The organism is Ramlibacter monticola (assembly GCF_016722785.1).
GTDB classification, from domain to species: domain Bacteria; phylum Pseudomonadota; class Gammaproteobacteria; order Burkholderiales; family Burkholderiaceae_C; genus Ramlibacter; species Ramlibacter monticola.
In genome coordinates, this window is record NZ_JAEQNE010000001.1 from 1,014,173 (window position 1) to 1,035,596 (window position 21,424).

At 67.9% G+C, this 21,424-nt stretch carries 22 protein-coding genes and 1 tRNA gene; 2 read left to right on the forward strand and 21 right to left on the reverse strand.

All coding sequences use genetic code 11. The annotated features are described in order from the left end of the window. Nucleotides 1–15: 15 nt before the first annotated feature. The 17 genes from nuoI to JJ685_RS04865 all read right to left on the reverse strand — a co-directional run bounded on the left by nuoI (nucleotide 16) and on the right by JJ685_RS04865 (nucleotide 16,654). Nucleotides 16–543, reverse strand: coding sequence for an NADH-quinone oxidoreductase subunit NuoI (gene nuoI / locus JJ685_RS04785; RefSeq protein WP_201673054.1), 528 nt, complete (start codon nucleotides 541–543; stop codon nucleotides 16–18). Between the two features lie 4 nt (nucleotides 544–547). Further along, entirely contained in the window at nucleotides 548–1,639 is a 1,092-nt protein-coding gene (gene nuoH, locus JJ685_RS04790) for an NADH-quinone oxidoreductase subunit NuoH (RefSeq protein ID WP_201673055.1), read from the reverse strand. Beyond that, entirely contained in the window at nucleotides 1,636–3,762 is a 2,127-nt protein-coding gene (gene nuoG, locus JJ685_RS04795) for an NADH-quinone oxidoreductase subunit NuoG (protein WP_201673056.1), read from the reverse strand. Before nuoG ends, nuoH begins: the two co-directional genes overlap by 4 nt. 13 nt (nucleotides 3,763–3,775) lie before the next feature. Further along, nucleotides 3,776–5,143, reverse strand: coding sequence for an NADH-quinone oxidoreductase subunit NuoF (nuoF, locus tag JJ685_RS04800; protein ID WP_201673057.1), 1,368 nt, complete (start codon nucleotides 5,141–5,143; stop codon nucleotides 3,776–3,778). Beyond that, on the reverse strand, nucleotides 5,143–5,691 hold the full coding sequence (nuoE, locus tag JJ685_RS04805) for an NADH-quinone oxidoreductase subunit NuoE (RefSeq protein WP_201673058.1): 549 nt from the start codon (nucleotides 5,689–5,691) through the stop codon (nucleotides 5,143–5,145). Before nuoE ends, nuoF begins: the two co-directional genes overlap by 1 nt. Continuing rightward, nucleotides 5,688–6,941: an NADH-quinone oxidoreductase subunit D gene (locus tag JJ685_RS04810; RefSeq protein ID WP_201673059.1), complete on the reverse strand. Its 1,254-nt coding sequence runs from the start codon at nucleotides 6,939–6,941 to the stop codon at nucleotides 5,688–5,690. The genes nuoE and JJ685_RS04810 overlap by 4 nt, the downstream gene beginning before the upstream one ends. 138 nt (nucleotides 6,942–7,079) lie before the next feature. After that, the gene (locus JJ685_RS04815) at nucleotides 7,080–7,694 is read right to left on the reverse strand and encodes an NADH-quinone oxidoreductase subunit C (RefSeq protein ID WP_201673060.1); all 615 of its coding nucleotides are present in this window, start codon (nucleotides 7,692–7,694) and stop codon (nucleotides 7,080–7,082) included. 14 nt (nucleotides 7,695–7,708) lie between these two features. After that, the gene (locus tag JJ685_RS04820; RefSeq protein WP_201673061.1) at nucleotides 7,709–8,188 is read right to left on the reverse strand and encodes a NuoB/complex I 20 kDa subunit family protein; all 480 of its coding nucleotides are present in this window, start codon (nucleotides 8,186–8,188) and stop codon (nucleotides 7,709–7,711) included. A 51-nt stretch (nucleotides 8,189–8,239) separates the two neighbouring features. Beyond that, nucleotides 8,240–8,611 (reverse strand): NADH-quinone oxidoreductase subunit A, encoded by a 372-nt coding sequence (locus tag JJ685_RS04825; protein ID WP_201673062.1) that lies wholly within the window; start codon nucleotides 8,609–8,611, stop codon nucleotides 8,240–8,242. A gap of 61 nt (nucleotides 8,612–8,672) precedes the next feature. Beyond that, a tRNA-Leu gene (locus JJ685_RS04830) sits at nucleotides 8,673–8,757 on the reverse strand. Nucleotides 8,758–8,890: 133 nt separating this feature from the next. Continuing rightward, complete coding sequence (gene secG / locus JJ685_RS04835) at nucleotides 8,891–9,328, reverse strand: preprotein translocase subunit SecG (RefSeq protein WP_201673063.1); 438 nt, start codon at nucleotides 9,326–9,328, stop codon at nucleotides 8,891–8,893. A 38-nt stretch (nucleotides 9,329–9,366) separates the two neighbouring features. Next, nucleotides 9,367–10,116 carry a triose-phosphate isomerase gene (gene tpiA / locus JJ685_RS04840; protein WP_201673064.1) on the reverse strand — a complete coding sequence of 250 codons (750 nt, stop codon included), beginning with the start codon at nucleotides 10,114–10,116 and terminating at the stop codon, nucleotides 9,367–9,369. A 7-nt stretch (nucleotides 10,117–10,123) separates the two neighbouring features. Beyond that, a complete protein-coding gene (locus JJ685_RS04845) occupies nucleotides 10,124–11,113 on the reverse strand; it encodes an NAD(P)H-quinone oxidoreductase (RefSeq protein ID WP_201673065.1) in 990 nt (329 codons plus the stop codon). Between the two features lie 12 nt (nucleotides 11,114–11,125). Beyond that, on the reverse strand, nucleotides 11,126–13,465 hold the full coding sequence (pnp, locus tag JJ685_RS04850; RefSeq protein WP_201673066.1) for a polyribonucleotide nucleotidyltransferase: 2,340 nt from the start codon (nucleotides 13,463–13,465) through the stop codon (nucleotides 11,126–11,128). A gap of 187 nt (nucleotides 13,466–13,652) precedes the next feature. After that, a complete protein-coding gene (gene rpsO, locus JJ685_RS04855) occupies nucleotides 13,653–13,916 on the reverse strand; it encodes a 30S ribosomal protein S15 (RefSeq protein ID WP_201673067.1) in 264 nt (87 codons plus the stop codon). Nucleotides 13,917–14,055: 139 nt separating this feature from the next. After that, the gene (locus tag JJ685_RS04860) at nucleotides 14,056–15,210 is read right to left on the reverse strand and encodes a pyridoxal phosphate-dependent aminotransferase (RefSeq protein WP_201673068.1); all 1,155 of its coding nucleotides are present in this window, start codon (nucleotides 15,208–15,210) and stop codon (nucleotides 14,056–14,058) included. 175 nt (nucleotides 15,211–15,385) lie between these two features. Continuing rightward, nucleotides 15,386–16,654 (reverse strand): branched-chain amino acid ABC transporter substrate-binding protein, encoded by a 1,269-nt coding sequence (locus tag JJ685_RS04865; RefSeq protein ID WP_201673069.1) that lies wholly within the window; start codon nucleotides 16,652–16,654, stop codon nucleotides 15,386–15,388. Nucleotides 16,655–16,794: 140 nt separating this feature from the next. Here JJ685_RS04865 and JJ685_RS04870 point away from each other — a divergent pair, with 140 nt between their 5' ends. Further along, nucleotides 16,795–17,157: an Hsp20/alpha crystallin family protein gene (locus JJ685_RS04870; RefSeq protein ID WP_201673070.1), complete on the forward strand. Its 363-nt coding sequence runs from the start codon at nucleotides 16,795–16,797 to the stop codon at nucleotides 17,155–17,157. Between the two features lie 167 nt (nucleotides 17,158–17,324). Here the strand turns inward: JJ685_RS04870 and JJ685_RS04875 are convergent, their stop codons facing one another. Both JJ685_RS04875 and tsaD read right to left on the reverse strand, forming a co-directional pair. Then, on the reverse strand, nucleotides 17,325–17,966 hold the full coding sequence (locus JJ685_RS04875) for a class I SAM-dependent methyltransferase (protein ID WP_201673071.1): 642 nt from the start codon (nucleotides 17,964–17,966) through the stop codon (nucleotides 17,325–17,327). Between the two features lie 71 nt (nucleotides 17,967–18,037). After that, entirely contained in the window at nucleotides 18,038–19,075 is a 1,038-nt protein-coding gene (gene tsaD / locus JJ685_RS04880; RefSeq protein ID WP_201673072.1) for a tRNA (adenosine(37)-N6)-threonylcarbamoyltransferase complex transferase subunit TsaD, read from the reverse strand. A 46-nt stretch (nucleotides 19,076–19,121) separates the two neighbouring features. On the opposite strand from tsaD, the gene JJ685_RS04885 reads away from it, so the two are divergent. After that, nucleotides 19,122–20,336, forward strand: coding sequence for a nitrate regulatory protein (locus tag JJ685_RS04885; RefSeq protein WP_201673073.1), 1,215 nt, complete (start codon nucleotides 19,122–19,124; stop codon nucleotides 20,334–20,336). A 56-nt stretch (nucleotides 20,337–20,392) separates the two neighbouring features. Here JJ685_RS04885 and uraH read toward each other — a convergent pair whose 3' ends face one another. Together uraH and JJ685_RS04895 are read right to left on the reverse strand one after the other, a co-directional pair. Next, nucleotides 20,393–20,746 carry a hydroxyisourate hydrolase gene (gene uraH / locus JJ685_RS04890; RefSeq protein WP_201673074.1) on the reverse strand — a complete coding sequence of 118 codons (354 nt, stop codon included), beginning with the start codon at nucleotides 20,744–20,746 and terminating at the stop codon, nucleotides 20,393–20,395. A 51-nt stretch (nucleotides 20,747–20,797) separates the two neighbouring features. Further along, on the reverse strand, nucleotides 20,798–21,277 hold the full coding sequence (locus tag JJ685_RS04895; protein ID WP_201673075.1) for a hydroxyisourate hydrolase: 480 nt from the start codon (nucleotides 21,275–21,277) through the stop codon (nucleotides 20,798–20,800). Nucleotides 21,278–21,424: the final 147 nt, after the last annotated feature.

Here is a 21,424-nt window from a genome sequence, read left to right on the forward strand (position 1 = left end):
AGTCCCCTTGCGTCCTTAGCGGTACTTGGCGTCGGCCGCCTTGCTGGCCGCGATCTCGGATTCGTAGCGGTCGCCCACGGCCAGCAGCATGTCCTTGGTGAAGTACAGGTCGCCGCGCTTCTCGCCGTGGTATTCCAGGATGTGCGTCTCGACGATCGAGTCGACCGGGCAGCTTTCCTCGCAGAAGCCGCAGAAGATGCACTTGGTCAGGTCGATGTCGTAGCGCGTCGTGCGGCGGGTGCCGTCGGCGCGCTGGTCGCTCTCGATGGTGATCGCCATCGCGGGGCACACGGCCTCGCACAGCTTGCAGGCGATGCAGCGTTCCTCGCCGTTCTCGTAGCGGCGCAGCGCGTGCAGGCCGCGGAAACGCGGGCTGAGCGGCGTCTTCTCCTCCGGGAACTGCACGGTGATCTTGCGGGCGAAGAAGTACTTGCCCGTGACCTTCAGGCCCTTGAACAGCTCCAGCAGCATGAAGCTGGAGAGAAAGTCCTTGAGCGAGAAGGCGGACTCGCGCGACGCCAGGGTGTCGGTTGCAGCGGCCATGGCTTTACTTTGCGAAGGCGAAGGTGTTGTACGGGGTCTGCATCCACGCGCCGATCACGATCAGCCAGACCAGCGTCACGGGGATGAAGATCTTCCAGCCCAGGCGCATGATCTGGTCGTAGCGGAAGCGCGGGAAGGTGGCGCGGACCCACAGGAACATCGTGACCATGATGAAGGTCTTCATGCCCAGCCAGATCCACCCCGGGATCCAGTTCAGCAGCGGCGCGTCGACCGGGGGCAGCCAGCCGCCCAGGAACATCACCACGGCCAGGATCGACACGAGCCACATGTTGGCGTACTCCGCCAGGAAGAACATGGCGAAGGACATGCCCGAGTACTCGATCATGTGGCCGGCCACGATTTCCGACTCGCCTTCCACCACGTCGAAGGGGTGGCGGTTCGTCTCGGCCAGGCCGGAGATGAAGTAGACGAAGAAGATCGGCAGGAGCGCGAACCAGTTCCAGGACAGGAAGTTGATGCCGCGGGCGGCGAACCAGCCGTGGTCCTGCTGCAGGACGATGTCCGTCATGTTCAGGCTGCCGGTCACCATCAGCACCACCACGAAGCAGAAGCCCATGGCGATCTCGTAGCTGACCATCTGGGCCGAGGCGCGCAGCGCGCCCAGGAAGGCGTACTTCGAGTTGGAGGCCCAGCCGGCGATGATCACGCCGTACACCTCCAGCGAGGTGATGGCCATCAGGAACAGCAGGCCCGCGTTGATGTTGGCCAGCGCGACCTCGGGGCCGAAGGGAATCACGACCCATGCGACCAGGGCCGGCATGATGGTCATGATCGGGCCCAGGTAGAACAGGCTCTTGTTGGCCACCGTCGGGAGAATGATCTCCTTGGTCAGCAGCTTCAGCGCGTCGGCGATCGGGGTCAGCAGGCCCAGCGGGCCGATGCGGTTCGGGCCCGGGCGCAGCTGGGTGAAGCCGATGCCCTTGCGCTCCCACAGCGTCAGGTAGGCCACGGCGCCCATCAGCGGGGCCACCACGACGATGATCTTGATCAGCGTCCAGAGCACCGGCCAGCCGGCGCCGGTCCACCAAGGCGCGGCGATCAGGCCGTTGCCGTAACCGTAAATCGTGTCGATCATGCGGGCACCCCCTCGCGCTTGGCGACCTGCGCATCCGCCGTCAGCTGCAGCGACGGGGCACGGCGCACGACGGAATCGAGCTGGTAGATGGCGGCGGACACCGGCCTGGCGTCCGTGTCGCCCAGCCAGGCGGCCTTGGCCGTCTTGTTGGACAGCAGGCTGCCCTGCACCATCGGCTTGTCGCTGTCGGCGGCGCCGCGGGCGTCGGCCAGGACTTCCTGCGAGGACTCGTACTCGAAGCCCTGCAGGCCCAGCATGTTGGCCAGCACGCGCAGCACCTTCCAGGCCGGGCGGGACTCGCCCAGCGGCTTGACCACGGCGTGGAAGCTCTGGACGCGGCCTTCGGCGTTGACGAAGGTGCCGGGCGTCTCGGTCCACGGCGCGATGGGCAGCAGCACGTCGCTGATGTCCATGTTGGCCTTGAAGGGCGACAGCGTGATGACCATGCTGCCCTGGGCGCCCAGCTTCGCCGCGCCGAGGGCGGAGTCGAAAGCCGGTTCGGTGTTGAGCAGGAACAGGGCCTTGCAGGCGCCTTCCAGCATCTGCTTGGCGTTCAGTCCGCCCTCGCCCGGCTGCGCCTTCACCAGCTGCGCGCCGACGGTGTTGGCCGCTTCGGTCAGGTAGCCGACGCTGGCGCCGGTCATCTCGCCGATCCAGTTGGCCAGCGACAGCAGCGAGCTCGCGGCCGGATGGTGCGCGGCGGCGTTGCCCAGCAAAATGGCCTTGCGCTCTCCGGACAGCAGCGAGGCGGCGATCGCCTTGGCCGTGTCGGTGGCGTTGCCCTGCAGCGGCGCCTTGGCATTCTTCTCGTTGCCGATCGCCGTGGCGATGTCGGCCAGCGCCTGCATCCACTGGCCGGCGGGCACGATGGACTTCGAGGCGATGTTCATCGCCCAGTCGTTGTCGCGGTCGTGCACCACGCTGACCTGGGCGCCCGAACGCGCCGCGGCGCGCACGCGCAGCGCGAACAGCGGATGGTCCTTGCGCAGGTTGGAGCCGACGACCAGCACGCGCTGCAGCGTGGAGAGCGACGCGATGGACGTGCCCAGCCAGCGCACGCCTTCGTGGTTGGCGAATTCGCCATTGCGCAGGCGGTGGTCGACGTTGTCGCTGCCCAGCCCGCGAACGAGCTTCTGCGCCAGGAACAGTTCTTCCACGGTGCTGTGCGGGGACACCAGCGCACCGATGGCCTTGCCGCCATGGTCACGCTGGATCTCGCCGAGGCCGCGCACCACGTATTCGAGGGCGGTCTGCCAGTCGACGGTCTTCCACTCGCCGCCGTGCTTCAGCATGGGCGAGCTCAGGCGCTCGGGCGTGTTCAGGGCCTCGTAGGAGAAGCGGTCGCGGTCGGCCAGCCAGCACTCGTTGACGTCGTTGTTCTCGAGCGGCAGGACGCGCATGACCTTGTTGTTCTTCACCTGCACGATCAGGTTCGCGCCGGCGGAGTCGTGCGGGCTGACGCTCTTGCGGCGCGACAGTTCCCAGGGACGGGCCGAGTAGCGGAAGGGCTTGCTGGTGAGCGCGCCGACCGGGCACAGGTCGATCATGTTGCCCGAGACTTCGGAGTCGACCGTGTCGCCCAGCACCGTGGTGATCTCGCTGTGCTCGCCGCGGTTGACCATGCCCAGCTCCATCACGCCGGCGATTTCCTGGCCGAAGCGCACGCAGCGGGTGCAGTGGATGCAGCGGCTCATCTCCTCCATGGAGATCAGCGGGCCGACGTCCTTGTGCGGGACGACGCGCTTTTCTTCCTCGTAGCGCGAGCCGGAGCCGCCGTAGCCGACGGCGAGGTCCTGCAGCTGGCACTCGCCGCCCTGGTCGCAGATCGGGCAGTCCAGCGGGTGGTTGATCAGCAGGAACTCCATCACCGACTGCTGCGCCTTGAGCGCCTTGTCGCTGCGGGTGCGCACGATCATGCCGTTGGTGACGGGCGTGGCGCAGGCCGGCATGGGCTTGGGCGCCTTCTCCACGTCCACCAGGCACATGCGGCAGTTGGCGGAGATGGAGAGCTTCTTGTGATAGCAGAAGTGCGGGATGTAGGTGCCTGCCTTCTCGGCCGCATGCATCACCATGCTGCCTTCGGTCACCGACACCTTCTGTCCGTCGAGTTCGATCTCAATCATGTTGTGCTTTCGATCAGGCACGCGCCCCCGCCGGCACCGGGTTCCTCGCCCCGGGCAGCGGAACGTCCGAGCGCGCGATCTTGGCCTCGAACTCGTGACGGAAGTGCTTCAGCATGGCGCGCACCGGCATCGCGGCGGCGTCGCCGAGCGCGCAGATGGTGCGGCCCTGGATGTTGTCGGCCACCGAGTTCAGCAGGTCCAGGTCGGTCGGCTTGCCGTGGCCGTTCTGGATGCGGTCGATCACGCGCCACATCCAGCCCGTGCCTTCGCGGCAGGGCGTGCACTGGCCGCAGGACTCGTGCATGTAGAAGTAGGCCAGGCGCAGCAGGCTTTCGACCATGTCGCGCGTCTCGTCCATCACGATCACGGCGCCCGAACCGAGCATGGACCCCGCCTTGGCGATGGAGTCGTAGTCGAGCGTGCACTGCATGATGAGGTCCGCGGGCAGCACCGGGGAGGACGAGCCGCCGGGGATCACGGCCTTGAGCTTCTTGCCGCCGCGCACGCCGCCGCACAGTTCCAGCAGCTTGCTGAAGGGGGTGCCCATGGGCACTTCGTAGTTGCCGGGCAGTTCCACGTCGCCGGACACCGAGAAGATCTTGGTGCCGCCGTTGTTCGGCTTGCCGATGTCGACGTAGGCCTGGCCGCCGTTGCGGATGATCCAGGGCACCGCGCCGAAGGTCTCGGTGTTGTTGATCGTCGTGGGCTTGCCGTACAAGCCGAAGCTGGCCGGGAACGGCGGCTTGAAGCGGGGCTGGCCCTTCTTGCCTTCCAGCGATTCGAGCAGCGCGGTTTCCTCGCCGCAGATGTAGGCGCCGAAGCCGTGGAACGCGTGCAGCTGGAAGCTGAACTGCGAGCCCAGGATGTTGTTGCCCAGGTAGCCGGCGGCGCGGGCTTCTTCCAGCGCTTCCTCGAAGCGCTCGTAGACCTGGAAGATCTCGCCGTGGATGTAGTTGTAGCCCACCGAGATGCCCATCGCGTAGGCCGCGATGATCATCCCCTCGATCACGATGTGGGGGTTGTACATCAGGATGTCGCGGTCCTTGCAGGTCCCGGGCTCACCCTCGTCGCTGTTGCACACCAGGTACTTCTGCCCCGGGAACTGGCGGGGCATGAAGCTCCACTTCAGGCCCGTGGGGAAGCCGGCGCCGCCGCGGCCGCGCAGCGCGCTTTCCTTGACGGTGGCGATCACCTGGTCGGGCGTGAGGCCTTCGTCGAGGATCTTGCGCAGGGCCTGGTAGCCCTCGCGCGCCTCGTAATCCTTCAGGCGCCAGTTCGTCCCGTCGATGTCCTTGTAGATCTGGGGATCGATGTGGCGGTTGTGGAAACAGGTCTGGACACCCGTCGCCATGAACTGCGAAAGGACTTGCTGCGCGTGCATCACGAAGCCTCCGTGCTGCGCACTGCGGCCTGGCCGCCTTCGGGCGGCCGTGCGGCGGTCGCCACGCCCTCGGCCTTGCGCAGGCCGTCGATCAGCTGGTCCAGCTTGTCGGGCGACATGAAGCTGCACATCGTGCGGTCATTCACCAGCATCACCGGCGAGTCGGCGCAGGCGCCCAGGCACTCGCACTGCTGCAGCGTGAACAGCCCGTCGGGCGTGGTCTCGCCCATCTCGATGCCCAGGCGCATCTCCAGGTGCTGCAGCGCCTTGAGGCCGTCGCGCAGCTGGCAAGGCAGGTTGGTGCAGACGTTCAGCTTGTACTTGCCCACCTTGTGCTGGTTGTACATGTTGTAGAACGTCGTGACCTCGTGCACCGCGATCGCGGGCATGCCCAGGTAGTCGGCGATATGCTGCTCGCTTTCGGGCGTGACGTGGCCCTGCTCCTGCTGCACGATGGCCAGGCAGGCCATCACGGCGGACTGCTTCTGGTCGGCGGGGTACTTGGCGACCTCGCGGGCGAAGCGGGCCTTGGTGTTGTCGTTAATCATCGATCGATATCTCCGAACACGATGTCCATCGTGCCGATGATCGCCACGGCGTCGGCGATCATGTGGCCCTTGCCCATCTCGTCGAGGGCGGCCAGGTGCGCGAAGCCCGGCGGCCGGATCTTCAGGCGGTAGGGCTTGTTGGCGCCGTCGCTGACGATGTAGATGCCGAACTCGCCCTTGGGGTGCTCCACGGCGGCGTAGGACTCGCCTTCCGGCACCTTGAAGCCTTCGGAGAAGAGCTTGAAATGGTGGATCAGCTCCTCCATGTTCGACTTCATGGCTTCACGATCGGGCGGCGCGACCTTGTGGTTGTCGGTGATCACCGGGCCGGGGTTGGCCTTGAGCCACTGCACGCACTGGCTGATGATCCTGTTGGACTCGCGCAGCTCCTGCACGCGCACCAGGTAGCGGTCGTAGCAGTCGCCCGTCCGGCCGACCGGGATGTCGAAGTCCATCTGGTCGTAGACCTCGTAGGGCTGCGACTTGCGCAGGTCCCAGGCGATGCCGGAGCCGCGCAGCATCGGGCCGGCGAAGCCCAGATTGAGCGCGCGCTCGGGCGTGACGACGCCGATGCCCACGGTGCGCTGCTTCCAGATCCGGTTGTCGGTCAGCAGGGTCTCGTACTCGTCGACGTAGGCCGGGAAGCGCTTCGTGAAGTCCTCGATGAAGTCCAGGAGCGTGCCGCTGCGGTTCTCGTTCAGCCGGTCGATCTCGCGCTGGTTGCGGATCTTGTTCGCCTTGTACTGGGGCATGGTGTCCGGCAGGTCGCGGTAGACGCCGCCCGGACGGAAGTAGGCCGCGTGCATGCGCGCGCCCGACACCGCCTCGTACATGTCGAACAGGTCTTCCCGCTCGCGGAAGCAGTAGATCAGGATGTTCATCGCGCCGCAGTCGAGGCCGTGCGCGCCGAGCCACAGCAGGTGGTTCAGCAGGCGCGTGATCTCGGAGAACATGACGCGGATGTACTGCGCGCGGACCGGCACCTCGAGGCCGAGCAGCTTCTCGATGGCCAGGCAGTACGCGTGCTCGTTGGACATCATCGACATGTAGTCGAGGCGGTCCATGTAGGGCAGCGACTGGAGGTAGGTCTTGGTCTCGGCCAGCTTCTCGGTGGCGCGGTGCAGCAGGCCGACGTGCGGGTCGGCGCGCTGGATCACTTCGCCATCGAGCTCCAGCACCAGGCGCAGCACGCCGTGCGCGGCCGGGTGCTGCGGGCCGAAGTTCAGGGTGTAGTTCTTGATTTCAGCCATGTCAGATACCGAAAACCAAACAGCCGAACGCAGAGGGCGCAGAGGATCCGCAGAGGACGCAGAAAAAATCTTTCATCGGATGTTCTTCTGCGACCTCTGCGTACTCTTTGCGTCCTCTGCGTTCGGTCTTGGGTTTTTTCACTGCAGTCCCCCGTAGTTGTCCTCGCGGATGATCCGCGGGGTGATCTCGCGTGGCTCGATCGTCACCGGCTGGTAGATCACGCGCTTCTTCTCCGGGTCGTAGCGCATCTCGACGTGGCCGGAGACCGGGAAGTCCTTGCGGAAGGGGTGGCCGATGAAGCCGTAGTCGGTGAGGATGCGGCGCAGGTCCGCGTGGCCTTCGAACACGATGCCGAACAGGTCGAAGGCCTCGCGCTCGAACCAGTTGGCCGCGCTCCACAGGTCGGTGACCGAGTCCACCACCGGCAGGTCGTCGTCGGGGCAGAACACGCGCAGGCGCACGCGCTGGTTCAGGCTGACCGACAGCAGGTGCGAGGTCGCCGCGAAGCGCGGGCCGTCCCAGGTGCCCATGCCGTATTCGGAGTAGTCGACGCCGCACAGGTCCATCAGCTGCTCGAAGCGGCAGCCCGGCGCATCGCGCAGGGTGCGCGCCGCCTCGTGGTAGTCCTTGGCGGCGACGACGACGGTCACTTCTCCGAGCTTGAGCGTGATGCTCTTGGCCTTGTCGCCCAGCGCGGCGGCGACGGCGTCGCGCACGGCTTCGGGCGTGGGGGACACGGTGGCCTGGATCATGTTCTGGTGTTCCTTCAGGCGCGGGCGATGGTCTGGGTGCGGCGGATCTTCTGCTGCAGCTGGATGATCCCGTACAGCAGGGCCTCGGCCGTCGGCGGGCAGCCGGGCACGTAGACGTCGACCGGCACGATGCGGTCGCACCCGCGCACCACCGAATAGCTGTAGTGGTAGTAGCCGCCGCCGTTGGCGCACGAGCCCATGGAGATCACCCAGCGCGGTTCGGCCATCTGGTCGTACACCTTGCGGATCGCCGGCCCCATCTTGTTGCACAGCGTGCCGGCCACGATCATCAGGTCGGACTGGCGCGGGCTCGGGCGGAACAGCATGCCGAAGCGGTCGATGTCGTAGCGCGCGGCACCCGCGTGCATCATCTCCACCGCGCAGCAGGCGAGTCCGAACGTCATGGGCCACAGCGAGCCCGTCTTGGCCCAGTTGATGACGCTGTCCACGGTCGTGGTCACGACACCTTTTTCAAGAATGCCCTGGTTTGCCATAAATCTCTTTCGGGGAATCGGGATCGGAAGCGGGGAGGTGGCGCGACCGGGTCAGTCCCAGTCCAGCGCGCCCTTCTTCCATTCGTAGACGAAGCCCACCACCAGGATGGTCAGGAAGATCATCATGGCCCAGAAGCCGACGGGGCCGATTTCCTTCAGCGCGACCGCCCACGGGAAGAGGAAGGCGATCTCGAGGTCGAACAGGATGAAGAGGATGGCGACGAGGTAGTAGCGCACGTCGAACTTCATGCGCGCGTCCTCGAAGGCCTCGAAGCCGCATTCGTACGGGGAGTTCTTCGCGGCATCGGGCTTCTGCGCGCCGATGAACTTGGCGATGCCCCAGCCCATGACCTGGGGAGCGACACCGACGCCTATGCCGACGAGGATGAACAAGAGGACAGGGAGGTACTGGTCGAGGTTCATCTGGCAGGGTCCGCGCTGAACGCGCCGCCGGGTACGTGCCCGGCGGGCTGTTATTTATGTTTGGTGCCGACGGCGAGACTCGAACTCGCACAGCTTTCGCCACTACCCCCTCAAGATAGCGTGTCTACCAATTTCACCACGTCGGCTTGAACTACGTGTCCGGCAGGCTCACGAGGAGTGCGCACTCTTGGTGCGCTCGCCTATCCGTACAACCCCTGAGTGTACTCTCAAACAGACGGCGGACTGTCGCGGAACAGCCGCCGAGACGCTTGACCTAGATCACTTCGTGGGAATCTGGGCGGCGCCGGAAGCAGGCACGACCGGCGCCGTGGTGGCGGGCGTCGTCGCGGGGCCTTGCTGCGCGGGCACCGGGGTGCCGCCGCCCGGGATCTGGTTCGCCGGATTCGGGCCGCTGGCGGAAGCCGCGGGCGCCGCGGGCGCCGCCCGTTCCAGCACGCTGCCGGTGCTCACCGGCTTCACGCTGTGGCTGAAGTAAGCCAGGACCAGGGTACAGGCGAAGAATACCGCGGCGAGGATGGCCGTGGTCCGCGAAAGGAAATTCGCGCTGCCGGTGGCGCCGAACAGGCTGCCCGAGGCGCCGCTGCCGAAGGCCGCGCCCATGTCCGCGCCCTTGCCGTGCTGCAGCAGGATGAGGCCGATCATGCCGAGGGCCGAAAGCATCTGCACGGCCAGCACGATGGTCAACAAGACATTCATTCCAATAACTCCGTTGTTTTAGGGGCTCGCGGGCGCGCTCAGGCGCTGGCCGCGGCGATGATCTGAAGGAAATCGGGGGCCTTGAGGGAGGCGCCGCCGATGAGGCCGCCGTCGATGTCGGGCTGGGCCAGGAGGCTCGCGGCGTTGGCCGCATTCATGCTGCCGCCGTAGAGGATGTTCACCCGCTCGGCATGGGCGGTCGCGGCGGCGAGCTGCGTGCGCAGCAAGGCGTGGACCTGCTGCGCCTGTTCGGGCGTCGCGGTCTTGCCGGTGCCGATCGCCCACACGGGTTCGTACGCCACGACGACCTCGCTGATGCAATGGCCATTGAGGTGGATCACGGCGGCCATCTGGCGCTTCACCACTTCCTCGGTCCTGCCGGCTTCCCGCTCGGCGAGCGTCTCGCCGATGCACACGATCGGCGTGATGCCGTGCGCCAGCGCGGTCCTGGCCTTCTCGGCCACCAGCGCGTCGGTCTCGCCGTGGTACTGGCGGCGCTCCGAGTGGCCGACGATGGCGTAGCGCACGCCGAACTCGCGCAGCATGGCGGCCGACACCTCGCCGGTGTAGGCGCCGCCGGCCTGCTGCGACACGTCCTGCGCGCCGAGGTCCAGCGCGGAGCCGTGGCGCAGCATCTGCACCTGCGCCAGGTAAGGCGCCGGCACGCACACCGCCACGTCGCAGCGCGCATCCTTCATCCCCGCCACCACCGCGCGCACGAGCGCGTCGTTGGCCTCCAGGTTGCCGTTCATCTTCCAGTTGCCGGCAATCAGCCTCTTCTTGCTCATGTTCGAATCACCAGGTCAGGACGATCTTGCCGACGTGCTGGTTGGACTCCATCAGCGCATGCGCCTTCGCGGCCTCCGCCGCGGGGAAGGTGCTGTGGATCACCGGCTTGATCTTGCCGCTTTCGATCAGCGGCCAGACGTTCTTCTTCAGCGCAGCCGCGATGGCGGCCTTGAAGGCCACCGGGCGCGGGCGCAGCGTGGAGCCCGTGATCGCGATGCGGCGGCGCAGCACCAGGCCGGCGTTGAACTCGCTCTTCGTGCCGCCCTGCACCGCGATGATCACGATGCGGCCGTCCTCGTTGACGCACTTGACCTCGCGGTCGATGTAGCCGCCGGCGACCATGTCGAGGATCACGTCCACGCCCTTGCCGTCGGTGAGCTTCTTCGCCTCCTCGGCGAAGTCCTGCGTCCGGTAGTTGATCGCGTGGTCGGCGCCGAGATCGACGCAGGCCTTGCACTTCTCGTCGGAGCCGGCGGTGGCGATCACCTTGCCTGCGCCCATGGCTTTCGCCATCTGGATCGCGGTCACGCCGATGCCGCTGGTGCCGCCCTGGACCATGAAGGACTCGCCGGCCTGCAGGCGGCCGCGGTCGAACACGTTGCTCCAGACGGTGAAGAAGGTCTCGGGCAGCGAAGCCGCCTCGACGTCGCTGAGCCCCTCGGGCACCGGCAGGCACTGGCCCACCGGCGCGACGCACAGCCCGGCGTAGCCGCCGCCGGCCACCAGCGCGCAGACGCGGTCGCCGACCCGGAAGCCGGCGTCCGCCATCGCCCGCGCGTCACCGGACACGATGGTGCCCGCGACCTCGAGGCCGGGGATGTCCGACGCGCCGGGCGGCACCGGGTAGTTGCCGGTGCGCTGCAGCACGTCGGGACGGTTCACGCCGCTCGCGGTGACGCGGATCAGCAGTTCGCCCTCCCCCGGCGTCGGGTCGGGGCGCTCGCCGGCGCGCAGGACTTCCGGCGCGCCGTATTGCGTGATCTCGATGGCCTTCATGGCGGCAGCGCCTTACTGCTGGTTGCCGCCCTCGGGCGTGCCCGTGCCGGACTCCTGCTGCGGCTCGGTACGGGGCTCGCGCGGCTCGCGAGCTTCGCGCGGCGGGCGGTCGCCACGGTCGCCACGGTCGCCACGGTCGCCACGGTCGCCACGGTCGCCACGGTCGCCGCGGTCACCACGGTCGCCACGCGGCGGGCGGTCGCCACGGTCGCCACGGTCGCCACGCGGCTCGCGCGGCGGACGGTCTTCCATGCCTTCCGGACGGTCGGCCAGGGCCTTCATGGACAGCTTCACGCGGCCCTTGTCGTCGGTCTCGAGCACCTTCACGCGCACGACCTGGCCTTCGGACAGGTAGTCGCTGACCTTCTCCACGCGCTCGTGCGCGATCTGGCTGATGTGCAGCAGGCCGTCCTTGCCGGGCAGCAGGTTCACCAGCGCGCCGAAGTCCAGCAGCTTGGTGATCGGGCCTTCGTAGACCTTGCCCACTTCCACTTCGGCGGTGATCTGCTCGATGCGCTTCTTCGCCTCTTCGGCCTTGGCGGCGTCGGTGGAGGCGATGGTGATGGTGCCGTCCTCGGCGATGTCGATCTGCGTGCCGGTCTCTTCCGTCAGCGCGCGGATCACCGCGCCGCCCTTGCCGATCACGTCGCGGATCTTCTCCGGGTTGATCTTCATCGTGTACAGGCGCGGGGCCCAGGTCGACACGTCGGACTTGGCCTCGCCCAGCGCTTCCTGCATCTTGCCCAGGATGTGCATGCGCGCTTCCTTGGCCTGCGCCAGCGCGACCTGCATGATCTCCTTGGTGATGCCCTGGATCTTGATGTCCATCTGCAGGGCGGTCACGCCGTTGACCGTGCCGGCCACCTTGAAGTCCATGTCGCCGAGATGGTCCTCGTCGCCCAGGATGTCGGTCAGCACCGCGAAGCGGTTGCCATCCTTGATCAGGCCCATGGCGATGCCGGCCACGTGCGCCTTCATCGGCACGCCGGCGTCCATCAGCGCCAGGCAGCCGCCGCAGACGGAGGCCATGGAGGAGGAGCCGTTGGATTCGGTGATCTCGGAGACCACGCGCATCACGTAGGGGAACTCTTCCTTGTTCGGCAGCACCGGGATCAGCGCGCGCTTGGCGAGGCGGCCGTGGCCGACTTCGCGGCGCTTGGTGGAGCCCATGCGGCCCGTTTCGCCGGTCGCGAAGGGAGGCATGTTGTAGTGGAACAGGAAGCGGTCCTGGAACTCGCCGGCCAGGGCGTCGATGCGCTGCGCGTCCTGCTCGGTGCCGAGCGTGGAGATCACCAGGGCCTGGGTCTCGCCGCGCGTGAACAGCGCGGAGCCGTGGGTGCGCGGCAGCACGCCGGTGCGGATCTCGATCGGGCGCACGGTGCGGGTGTCGCGGCCGTCGATGCGCGGCTCTCCGGCCAGGATCTGGCTGCGCACGGTACGCGCCTCGATCTCGAACACCAGGTTCTCGACCTTCACCGGGTCGAAGGCGATGCCCTGGGCGCTGAGCTCGGCCTGCAGGGAAGCACCGGCCTCGCGCAGCGCCTGGGTGCGGGCCTGCTTGCTGCGGATCTGGTAGGCGGCGCGAATCTTCTCCTCGGCCACTTCGCGGACCTTGGCCTCGAAGGCCTCGTCCTTGGCGGGGGGCTGCCAGTCCCACACCGGCTTGCCGGCTTCGCGCACCAGTTCGTGGATCGCGTTGATCGCGACCTTGCCCTGCTCATGGCCGAACACCACGGCGCCCAGCATCACTTCCTCGGACAGCTGCTGCGCCTCGGACTCCACCATCAGCACGGCGGACTCGGTGCCGGCGACCACCAGGTCCAGGTCGGACATCTTGCGGGCCGTCGGACCCGGGTTCAACACGTACTCGCCGTTGACGTAGCCCACGCGGGCGGCGCCGATCGGGCCGTTGAAGGGGATGCCGGAGATGGACAGGGCGGCGGACACGCCGATCATGGCGGCGATGTCGGCGTCCACCTCGGGGTTCAGCGAGATGGTGTGGATGACCACGTGCACCTCGTTGTAGAAGCCCTCGGGGAACAGCGGGCGGATCGGGCGGTCGATCAGGCGGGAGGTCAGCGTCTCGAGTTCCGAGGGCTTGGCTTCACGCTTGAAGAAGCTGCCGGGGATCTTGCCGGCCGCGTAGGTCTTCTCGATGTAGTCGACGGTCAGGGGGAAGAAGTCCTGTCCGGGCTTGGCGGTCTTGGAGCCGACCACGGTGGCCAGCACCACGGTGTCCTCGATGTTGACCAGCACGGCGCCGCCGGCCTGGCGGGCGATCTCGCCCGTTTCGAGCGTGACGGTGTGGTTGCCCCACTGGAAAGTCTTGGTGATCTTGTTGAAGATGCTCATGGCGTGTCCTCTTTTCTCTCGAAAGGACGGAGCGCGAGGGGCCGAACACGATGCCATTCCCCGGGGGCTCGGGGAGCCAAGCCCCCGAGGAATGACACAGCGCGTATCCGGTCGCGGCCGCTCCGAAGTGAAAAACGCCTGAGGCAGTTGCGCGAACCGTCTCAGGCGTCCGTTCAGCGGGGGCTGCTTACTTGCGCAGGCCCAGCTTGCTGATCAGGGCCGTGTAGCGCGGGGCGTCCTTGTCCTTCAGGTAGGCCAGGAGGCGCTTGCGGCGGTTCACCAGCTGCAGCAGGCCGCGACGGCCATGGTGGTCCTTGGCGTGCGTCTTGAAGTGCGGGGTGAGCTCGTTGATGCGGGCGGTCAGCAGCGCGACTTGCACTTCCGGGCTGCCCGTGTCGTTCGTGCCGCGCGCGTGGGCGGCGACGATCTCTGCCTTGTTGATGGCGGTCATCGTGAATTCCTTTGAAGATGTTGACTTGCGTAGGACTTGCTGGAATGTGCGGTCCTACGTGCGATCTGCGAGATGCAGAACCCGAGGATTATAGCCGACCCGGGCCAAGCCCCGCTCCGGCCCGGCCGGACGGCCTGCGTTACCGGCTCAGCCAGGTCGCGAGCCGGTCCACGCCCTGCCTCAGCCGTGCCACGTCCTTCGACGCGAAGCACCACCTCAGCCATCCCTGCGCCTCCGGCGCGAAGGCATTCCCCGGCGCCAGCCCGATCCCGGCCTCCGCCACCAGCCGCTTGGCCAGGACCAGCGAATCGTCGAAACCGTCCAGCTTGAAGAAGGCGTACATGCCGCCCTTGGCCGGCGCGAGTTCCACGCCCGGCAGCTGCTGCAGCAGGGGCACCAGCGCGTCGCGGCAGGTCTTCAGGTGCGCCACCACGCGCGGGGTCACCTCGTCCGTGCGCTGCAGCGCCTGCACCGCCGCCCGCTGCGTGAACACGCTCGCGCACGAGGTGTTGAACTCGATGAGCTTGCCCATGTGGTGGGTCATCTGCGGCGGCATCACCAGCCAGCCCAGCCGCCAGCCGGTCATGAGGAAGCTCTTCGAGAAGCTGTGCGCGATGACGAGCCGGTCTTCCGGCTCCGCCACGTCCAGGAAACTCGGCGCGCAGCCGTTCGCCGTGGGCTCGAAGTACAGGCGCTCGTACACCTCGTCCGCCAGGATCCAGGTGCCCGTGCGGCGGCAGTGCGCCAGGATCGCCTCCTGCTCCGCGCGCGACAGCGTCCAGCCCGTCGGGTTGTTCGGCGCGTTCACGATCAGCAGGCGGGTGGCCGGCGTGATCGCGTCCAGCAGGCGCTGCAGGTCCAGCGTCCAGGCGCCGTCCTTCGGGGCCAGGGCGACCGGCTTCAGCTTCGCGCCCATGATCCGCGCCTGCGCCGGCAGGTTGGGCCACACCGGCGTGACCACCACCACCTCGTCGCCCGCGTCGACGACCGCCTGGCAGGCCAGCATCAGCGCGTTGACGCCGCCGGAAGTCACGGCGATGCGGCCGGCCCCCACCGGACCATGCAGCCTGGCGCTGTATTCCGAGATCGCCGCGCGCAGTTCCGGCAGCCCCAGGTTGTGGGCGTAGAAGGTCTCGCCGGAGCTCAGCGACTCGATCGCCGCCTCCCGGATGAAGGCCGGCGTGACCTCGTCGCTCTCGCCGAACCAGAAGGCCAGCACGTCGCTGCGCCCCATGCCGGCATTGGCCACTTCACGGATCTTGGATTCCTCGAGGTTCAGGACGGTGTCGCGCATGGTGCGATTGTCGGGGATGGGGATGGGCAATGCAGGAGTACGGACATCCGAACGCAGAGGGCGCAAAGGTTTCGCAGAGAACGCAGAAAACAACCTTTGGAAGTTTCCTTTGTCTTTTCTGCGTCCTCTGCGTACCCTTTGCGCCCTCTGCGTTCGGATATTCGATTTCGACTCGCTACGCCGGCCGCACCATCTTGCAGGCGTGGGGCATTTCGGCTTGCGCCGGAGGGATCACCCGCACCGTGCGGAAGCCGTAGCCGGAGCCCTCGACGTCGAAGCGCACGCCCGGCGTGCCCTGGCGGTCCATCAGGCCCACCACCAGCGGCTGCTGGAACTGGTGGTCGGCCGCGCGCATGCGTCCGCTCTGGCCGGCGAAGCCGACCTGCACCTGCTCCAGCGCCAGCGCCAGCGGCACCGCTTCGGTCGTGCGCGCGCGCTCGATCGCCTGCGCCAGCGCCTCCACCACCATCTGCATGCGCAGGTGCACGTAGTCGTCCGCCGGCCGCGGGAAGCGCTGGCGGAAGGACTGGTAGAAGGCCTCGCTCTCGCGCGTGGGCAGGTTCGGCAGCCACTCCGCCACCGCCAGCACCTTGCCGACGCCGGCCTCGCCGATCGCCGCCGGCGCGCCCAGCGCATTGCCGTAGAAGGTGTAGAAGCGGCCCTCGAAGCCGATCTCGCGCGCGGCCTTCACCAGCAGCGTGAGGTCGTTGCTGAAATTGCCGGTGATCACCGCGTCGGCGCCGCTCGCCTTGATCTTGGTCGCGTAGGGCGCGAAGTCCTTGATGCGCAGCAGCGGGTGCAGTTCCTCGCCCACCACCTGCACGTCGGGGCGCTGGGCGGCGAGCTGCCGGCGCGCCTCGCGCTGCACCGCCTGGCCGAAGCTGTAGTCCGGGTTCAGCAGGTACACCGAGCGCACCGCCTTGTCCTCGCGCAGCACCGACATCAGGGCGCCCATGCGCATGTCGGCGTGGGCGTCGAAGCGGAAGTGCCAGAAGCTGCACTTGTCGTTGGTGAGGATGGGGTCGACCGCGGAGTAGTTCAGGAAGACGACCCGCCGCTCGGGCTCCCGCTCGTTGTGCTTGTTGACGGCGTCGATCAGCGCCGCGGCGACCGCGGAGGAATTTCCCTGCAGGACCACGCGCGCGCCGTCGTCGATGGCCGAGCGCAGCGCGGACAGCGCCTCCTCGATCTGCCCCTTGCTGTCGTAGCGATCGAGCTGCAGCGGCCGCGCGCCCGCGCGGGTGCGCACGCCGCCGCGCTGGTTGACGCGCTCCACCGCCCACGCGAGGTTGCGGAACACCGCCTCGCCGCCGTTGGCGTTGCCGCCCGAGAGGCCTTCGATCATCGCGAGCTTCACGGGGGCGGCCGCCTGCGCGCGCGCGAAGGCAGGAAGAAGTGCTGCTGCAGCGGCCGATTTCAAGACCGTGCGCCGGAGAATTTTCATGGGGGGGAAATCTCTTGAAATGCCGCGCCGGGTGCGCAGATGGGGACCAAGGCGGCGATCGAAGCGAGAGCCGCGGAGTTTAAAGGAAGCGGCGCCGAGGGCGCCGCGCCCAATCCCACCCAGTGACAGGAGATTTGGACATGTTGTTCGCCCCCGCCCTTCGCACTTCCCGCTCGTTCGACCGCAGCTTCGAGCGCTTCCTCAACGATCCGATCTTCCGGCCCGCCACCCGCGGGGTCAAGGTGGAGCAGACCGACGACGCCTGGACGCTGTCGCTCGACGTACCCGGCGTGGCCCGCGAGCAGCTCTCCATCGACGTCGACGGCACCGTGGTGAGCGTCAAGACGGTGGAAGGCGCCCCGCGCCAGTACCAGGCCGCCTACGAGTTCCCAGCCGAGATCGACACGGAGGCCACGACGGCGAAGCTGGAAAACGGCGTGCTGACGCTGGCCGTCGGCAAGAAGAAGCCGGTCGTGACCTCGCGCCAGATCGCCGTGCAGTGATTGCGCTCCGGCGCCCTTCTCTTCCGGGGCGCCACTTCAACAGCCGGACGCAGAGGACGCGAAGGGTACGCAGAGAACGCAAAAGAGGACCTTGGAATTTTCCTTGAAGGTCTTCTTCTGCGTCCTCTGCGTACCCTTCGCGCCCTCTGCGTCCGGTCGTTGGATGTTCACATCGGCTTGCGCGCCACCATCCCCAGCAGCGCCGAATGGCCCTTGTGCCCTGTGCCCTCGGCCAGCTCGGTTTCGTACTCCCTCAGCTCCAGGATCTCGAGGTCGGCGAAGCCCTCGCGCAGCAGCTCCGGCGTGTACATGTGCGAGGTGAAGGGCGGGCCGCCGGTGCGGTATTCGAGCTGCCGGGGCGTGTAGCCCTGCAGGACAAGCCTCCCCCCGGGCTTCAGGCACTGCACCATCCCGCGGAAGATCTGCGTGCGCAGCTCCGGATGGGCGAACTGGATGAAGATGGCGACCACGCCGTCGTAGATGCTCTGGGGCCACTGCAGCGTGCCGATGTCGGCCACAGCGAAGTTCACCTTCACGCCGGTGATGCGGGCGAAGTCGCGCGCCTTGCGCACGCCGACCTCGGAGATGTCGAAGGCGTCGACCGTCAGGCCCTGCTGGGCGAGCCAGACGCTGTTGCGGCCTTCGCCGTCCGCCAGCGAGAGCACGCGCTCGCCCGCCTCCCACAGCCAGGCGTGGTCGTGCAGCCAGGCGTTGGGCTCCGTGCCGAACAGGTAGCCCGACTCGGAGAAGCGCCGGTTCCACATGCCGGCGGGGTCCTCGAAGACGGTGGGCGGGGCCGAATCGCTCATGCGTCGCATCTTAGGCAAGGGTTTCTGTCGCGGCGCTTGCAGGAAACCCGCGTCCCGCCCGACGGCAGAGCTCAGGCCGAGGCCAGGGCCTGCAGCGGCCAACGCGGCTTGACGTCGAAGGCGTAGGAGGTCGTGGGCTGCTGCACCCCGGCCTGCAGCCGCATGGTCGCGGCCAGGGCGATCATCGCCCCGTTGTCGGTACAGAGGGCCAGCTCGGGATAGTGCACCCTCACCCCGCGCTGCGCGCAGGCAGCGTCCAGCTGCTCGCGCAGGCGCCGGTTGGCGCCCACCCCGCCGGCGACCACGATGCGCCCGAGGGCATTGCGGTCGAGGGCCATGAGGGATTTTCTTACGAGGACCTCCACGATCGCCGCTTCGGTGGAAGCCGCGAGGTCGGCCTTCCTCGCGTCGAGGGCGTCCCCGAGCTTGTGCACCTGCGTGAGCACGGCGGTCTTCAGCCCGGCGAAGGAGAAGTCCAGGTCGCCGCTGTGCAGCAGCGGGCGCGGCAACTTGAAGGCCCGGGCGTCGCCCTGCTGCGCCAGTCGCGACAGCGCCGGGCCGCCCGGGTAGCCGAGTCCCAGCAGCTTGGCCGACTTGTCGAAGGCCTCTCCGGCCGCATCGTCGATGGTCTCGCCGAGCAGCGCGTAGCGGCCCACGCCGTCCACCTGCATCAGCTGCGTGTGGCCGCCCGAGACCAGCAGGGCGATGAAGGGGAATTCCGGCGGGTCCTGGCTGAGGAAGGGCGACAGCAGGTGGCCCTCGAGGTGGTGCACGCCCAGCACGGGCTTGCGCAGCGCGGCGCCCAGCGCGCAGGCCACGCCGGCGCCCACCAGCAGCGCGCCGGCCAGGCCGGGCCCGCGGGTATAGGCGACCACGTCCACCTCGCGCAGGCTGCGTCGCGCCTCCGCCAGCACCGCCTCGGCGAGCGGGAGCACGCGCCGGATGTGGTCGCGGCTGGCGAGCTCCGGCACCACGCCGCCATAGGCCTGGTGCATCTCGACCTGGCTGTGGAGCGCATGGGCGAGCAGCCGCGGCACGCCGGGGCCCTCGCCCTGCACCAGCGCCACGCCCGTTTCGTCGCAGGAAGATTCGATGCCCAGGACCAGCATGCGGGCGAGTTTATCCGCGGCATGGTTGTTGCTGTGTTCTCGGGAAATGAAATCCGCAACCAGCTTCCTGCTCGCCGCGCGCCAGTGCGAGATCGCCGAACTCGAGGAGCTCGCGCGCACCGGCGAACTCGTGGGCGCGACCGGCCGCTTCATCCACGCCCTGCAGCGGGAGCGCGGCATCTGCAACGTCTTCCTCAGCTCCCACGGCAGCCGCTTCGCCTCGCAGCGGCTGCGGCAGGTGGAGGAGTGCGAGGCGGCCGAGCGCGAGGTGCGCGAGCAGTTCGAGGCGCTGGAGACCGATGCCCAGCGGGTGCGCAACGGCTCGCGCCTGTTCAGCCGCGTGGCCGTGGTGCTCCACGCCCTGGACGGCCTGCCCGCGCTGCGCGGGCGCATCGCGCGCCAGGCGCTGTCGGCGCGCGATGCCACCGTGGCCTACGTGAAGCTGGTGACGGGGCTGCTGGCGGTGGTGTTCGAGGCGGCGGACAGCGCCACCGATCCCAAGGTCTCGCGCGCGCTGGTCGCCATGTTCAACTTCATGCAGGGCAAGGAACTGGCCGGGCAGGAGCGCGCCCTGGGCGCCGGCGTGTTTGCCGCCGGCTACATCGACGCCTCCGGACAGCAGCAGTGGCGCCACCTGATCGAGTCGCAGCAGGCCTGCTTCCGGGTGTTCACCGACTTCGCCGACACCGAGGTGCTGCGCGCCGACCAGGCCAGCCGCGACCCGGCGGCGCTGGCGGAACTGGAGCGGCTGCGGCGCATCGGCTGCAGCACGCGGCGCGAGCTGGACCCCAACCTGAGCCAGGCCTGGTACGAGTGGGCGACGCGCCGCATCGACGCGATGCGCGCCGTGGAGGATGTGCTGGCGCGCCACCTGCGCGAGCTGTGCGAGGCGCGCATCGCGCAGGCCCGCTCCGAGCTGCGCGACCAGCGCGCGATGCTCGCCGCGCTGGCGAGCGATCCGGCCGCCGAGACCGGCGCCTCCTTCGGACCGCACCTGGAGCGCTCCGTCCTCGGCATGGTGCAGGAGCAGTCGCGGCGCCTGCAGCAGATGAGCGACGAGCTCGACGCGGTGCGCACTTCGCTCAACGAGCGCAAGCTGGTGGAGCGGGCCAAGGGCCTGCTGATGGCGCACCGGCAGATGACCGAGGACGACGCGTACAAGGCGCTGCGCCAGATGGCGATGAACCAGAACCGGCGCATCGTCGACGTCGCCGAGGCGGTGCTGTCGCTCGCCGAGGTGCTGCCGGGAGGATCCGGCTGAGGGCGCGGCGCCCAGGAACGGTGCGCCGCGCCCCCGATCGAGGCCCGTGGGGCGCTTCAGCTACCGCGGTAGGTCGTGCAGTTCCACGGCGAGCACAGCATCGGCACGTGGTAGTGCTGCGTGGTGTCGAAGATCGAGAAGCGGATCGGCACCTCCTCGATGAACGCGGGGTCCGGCAGCGCGACCCCCTTGCCGCGGAAGTACTCTTCCACGAAGAAGCGCAGCTCGTATTCGCCGATGGTCGTCTCGGCCGGCGTCAGGATCGGCTGGTCGGTCCGGCCGTCGGCATTGGTGTAGACGGTCTTCTGCAGAACGTAGCCGTAGCCGATGCGCTTCGAGAATTCGATCCGCATGCCGGCCCCGGGTCTGCCGGCGACGGTGTCCAGGACGTGAGTGGAAATGCCTGCCATGTTGGCCCTTTGCTTTGGATGTTGCTTGTTGGGATCGTCTGGCCGCCGGTCTCAGCTGCCGCGGTAGTACGAATAACCCCAGGGGCTGAACAGCACCGGGACGTGGAAATTCTGGTTGGGGTCGTAGATGGCGAAGCGCAGCGGCACCTTCGTGAGGAAGTTCGGGCTGGGCAGGGCCGCGCCGCGCTGCAGGAAGTAGTCGTCGAGGTGCAGCAGGAGTTCGTAGCGTCCGGTCCTGAACTCGTCGCCGATCAGGATGGGGGCCGCGGTGCGACCGCCGGTGACGGTGTAGACGGTCTTCACGAGGCGATACTGGTCGCTGTTGCCGTTGCGGATGTTCAGGTCGATCTGCAGACCGGCGCCGGTGACGCCGAAGAAGGTGTCGATCGCATGCGCCGTCAGCCGGCCCGTCCCGGTCACCCCCAACCGGGCAGGCGCCGCCCGTGCGCTCCCGACGGGCGCGACGATACCCGTCGCACCCACCGCCAGGGCGGTCGCCAGAAAGTCGCGCCGCTTGTTTTCATTGCTCATAAAGTGAGTCCCTCTTTTCTTCTCGCAATACACACCGGCGCTCGGTCCGCGGACGTCGCACCGGCAACTGCGGCACCCATGCCGGGAGCCGCCGTGTTACAGCTTGAAGCAGCCCCACGACGCGGACGTTGAGCGGCGTCAGCGTCG

Excerpts from the sequence above, each read along its gene's own strand:
- nuoG (WP_201673056.1), bottom strand. The coding sequence starts at position 3,762 with ATGATTGAGATCGAACTCGACGGACAGAAGGTGTCGGTGACCGAAGGC.
- JJ685_RS04810 (WP_201673059.1), bottom strand. The coding sequence starts at position 6,941 with ATGGCTGAAATCAAGAACTACACCCTGAACTTCGGCCCGCAGCACCCG.
- nuoE (WP_201673058.1), bottom strand. The coding sequence starts at position 5,691 with ATGATTAACGACAACACCAAGGCCCGCTTCGCCCGCGAGGTCGCCAAG.
- JJ685_RS04825 (WP_201673062.1), bottom strand. The coding sequence starts at position 8,611 with ATGAACCTCGACCAGTACCTCCCTGTCCTCTTGTTCATCCTCGTCGGC.
- tsaD (WP_201673072.1), bottom strand. The coding sequence starts at position 19,075 with ATGCTGGTCCTGGGCATCGAATCTTCCTGCGACGAAACGGGCGTGGCG.
- tpiA (WP_201673064.1), bottom strand. The coding sequence starts at position 10,116 with ATGAGCAAGAAGAGGCTGATTGCCGGCAACTGGAAGATGAACGGCAAC.
- JJ685_RS04895 (WP_201673075.1), bottom strand. The coding sequence starts at position 21,277 with ATGAGCAATGAAAACAAGCGGCGCGACTTTCTGGCGACCGCCCTGGCG.
- JJ685_RS04870 (WP_201673070.1), top strand. The coding sequence starts at position 16,795 with ATGTTGTTCGCCCCCGCCCTTCGCACTTCCCGCTCGTTCGACCGCAGC.
- JJ685_RS04875 (WP_201673071.1), bottom strand. The coding sequence starts at position 17,966 with ATGAGCGATTCGGCCCCGCCCACCGTCTTCGAGGACCCCGCCGGCATG.
- JJ685_RS04815 (WP_201673060.1), bottom strand. The coding sequence starts at position 7,694 with ATGATCCAGGCCACCGTGTCCCCCACGCCCGAAGCCGTGCGCGACGCC.
- JJ685_RS04820 (WP_201673061.1), bottom strand. The coding sequence starts at position 8,188 with ATGGCAAACCAGGGCATTCTTGAAAAAGGTGTCGTGACCACGACCGTG.
- nuoF (WP_201673057.1), bottom strand. The coding sequence starts at position 5,143 with ATGCACGCGCAGCAAGTCCTTTCGCAGTTCATGGCGACGGGTGTCCAG.
- nuoH (WP_201673055.1), bottom strand. The coding sequence starts at position 1,639 with ATGATCGACACGATTTACGGTTACGGCAACGGCCTGATCGCCGCGCCT.
- JJ685_RS04860 (WP_201673068.1), bottom strand. The coding sequence starts at position 15,210 with ATGCGCGACACCGTCCTGAACCTCGAGGAATCCAAGATCCGTGAAGTG.
- JJ685_RS04845 (WP_201673065.1), bottom strand. The coding sequence starts at position 11,113 with ATGAAGGCCATCGAGATCACGCAATACGGCGCGCCGGAAGTCCTGCGC.
- JJ685_RS04885 (WP_201673073.1), top strand. The coding sequence starts at position 19,122 with ATGAAATCCGCAACCAGCTTCCTGCTCGCCGCGCGCCAGTGCGAGATC.
- secG (WP_201673063.1), bottom strand. The coding sequence starts at position 9,328 with ATGAATGTCTTGTTGACCATCGTGCTGGCCGTGCAGATGCTTTCGGCC.
- nuoI (WP_201673054.1), bottom strand. The coding sequence starts at position 543 with ATGGCCGCTGCAACCGACACCCTGGCGTCGCGCGAGTCCGCCTTCTCG.
- pnp (WP_201673066.1), bottom strand. The coding sequence starts at position 13,465 with ATGAGCATCTTCAACAAGATCACCAAGACTTTCCAGTGGGGCAACCAC.
- JJ685_RS04865 (WP_201673069.1), bottom strand. The coding sequence starts at position 16,654 with ATGAAAATTCTCCGGCGCACGGTCTTGAAATCGGCCGCTGCAGCAGCA.
- rpsO (WP_201673067.1), bottom strand. The coding sequence starts at position 13,916 with ATGACCGCCATCAACAAGGCAGAGATCGTCGCCGCCCACGCGCGCGGC.
- uraH (WP_201673074.1), bottom strand. The coding sequence starts at position 20,746 with ATGGCAGGCATTTCCACTCACGTCCTGGACACCGTCGCCGGCAGACCC.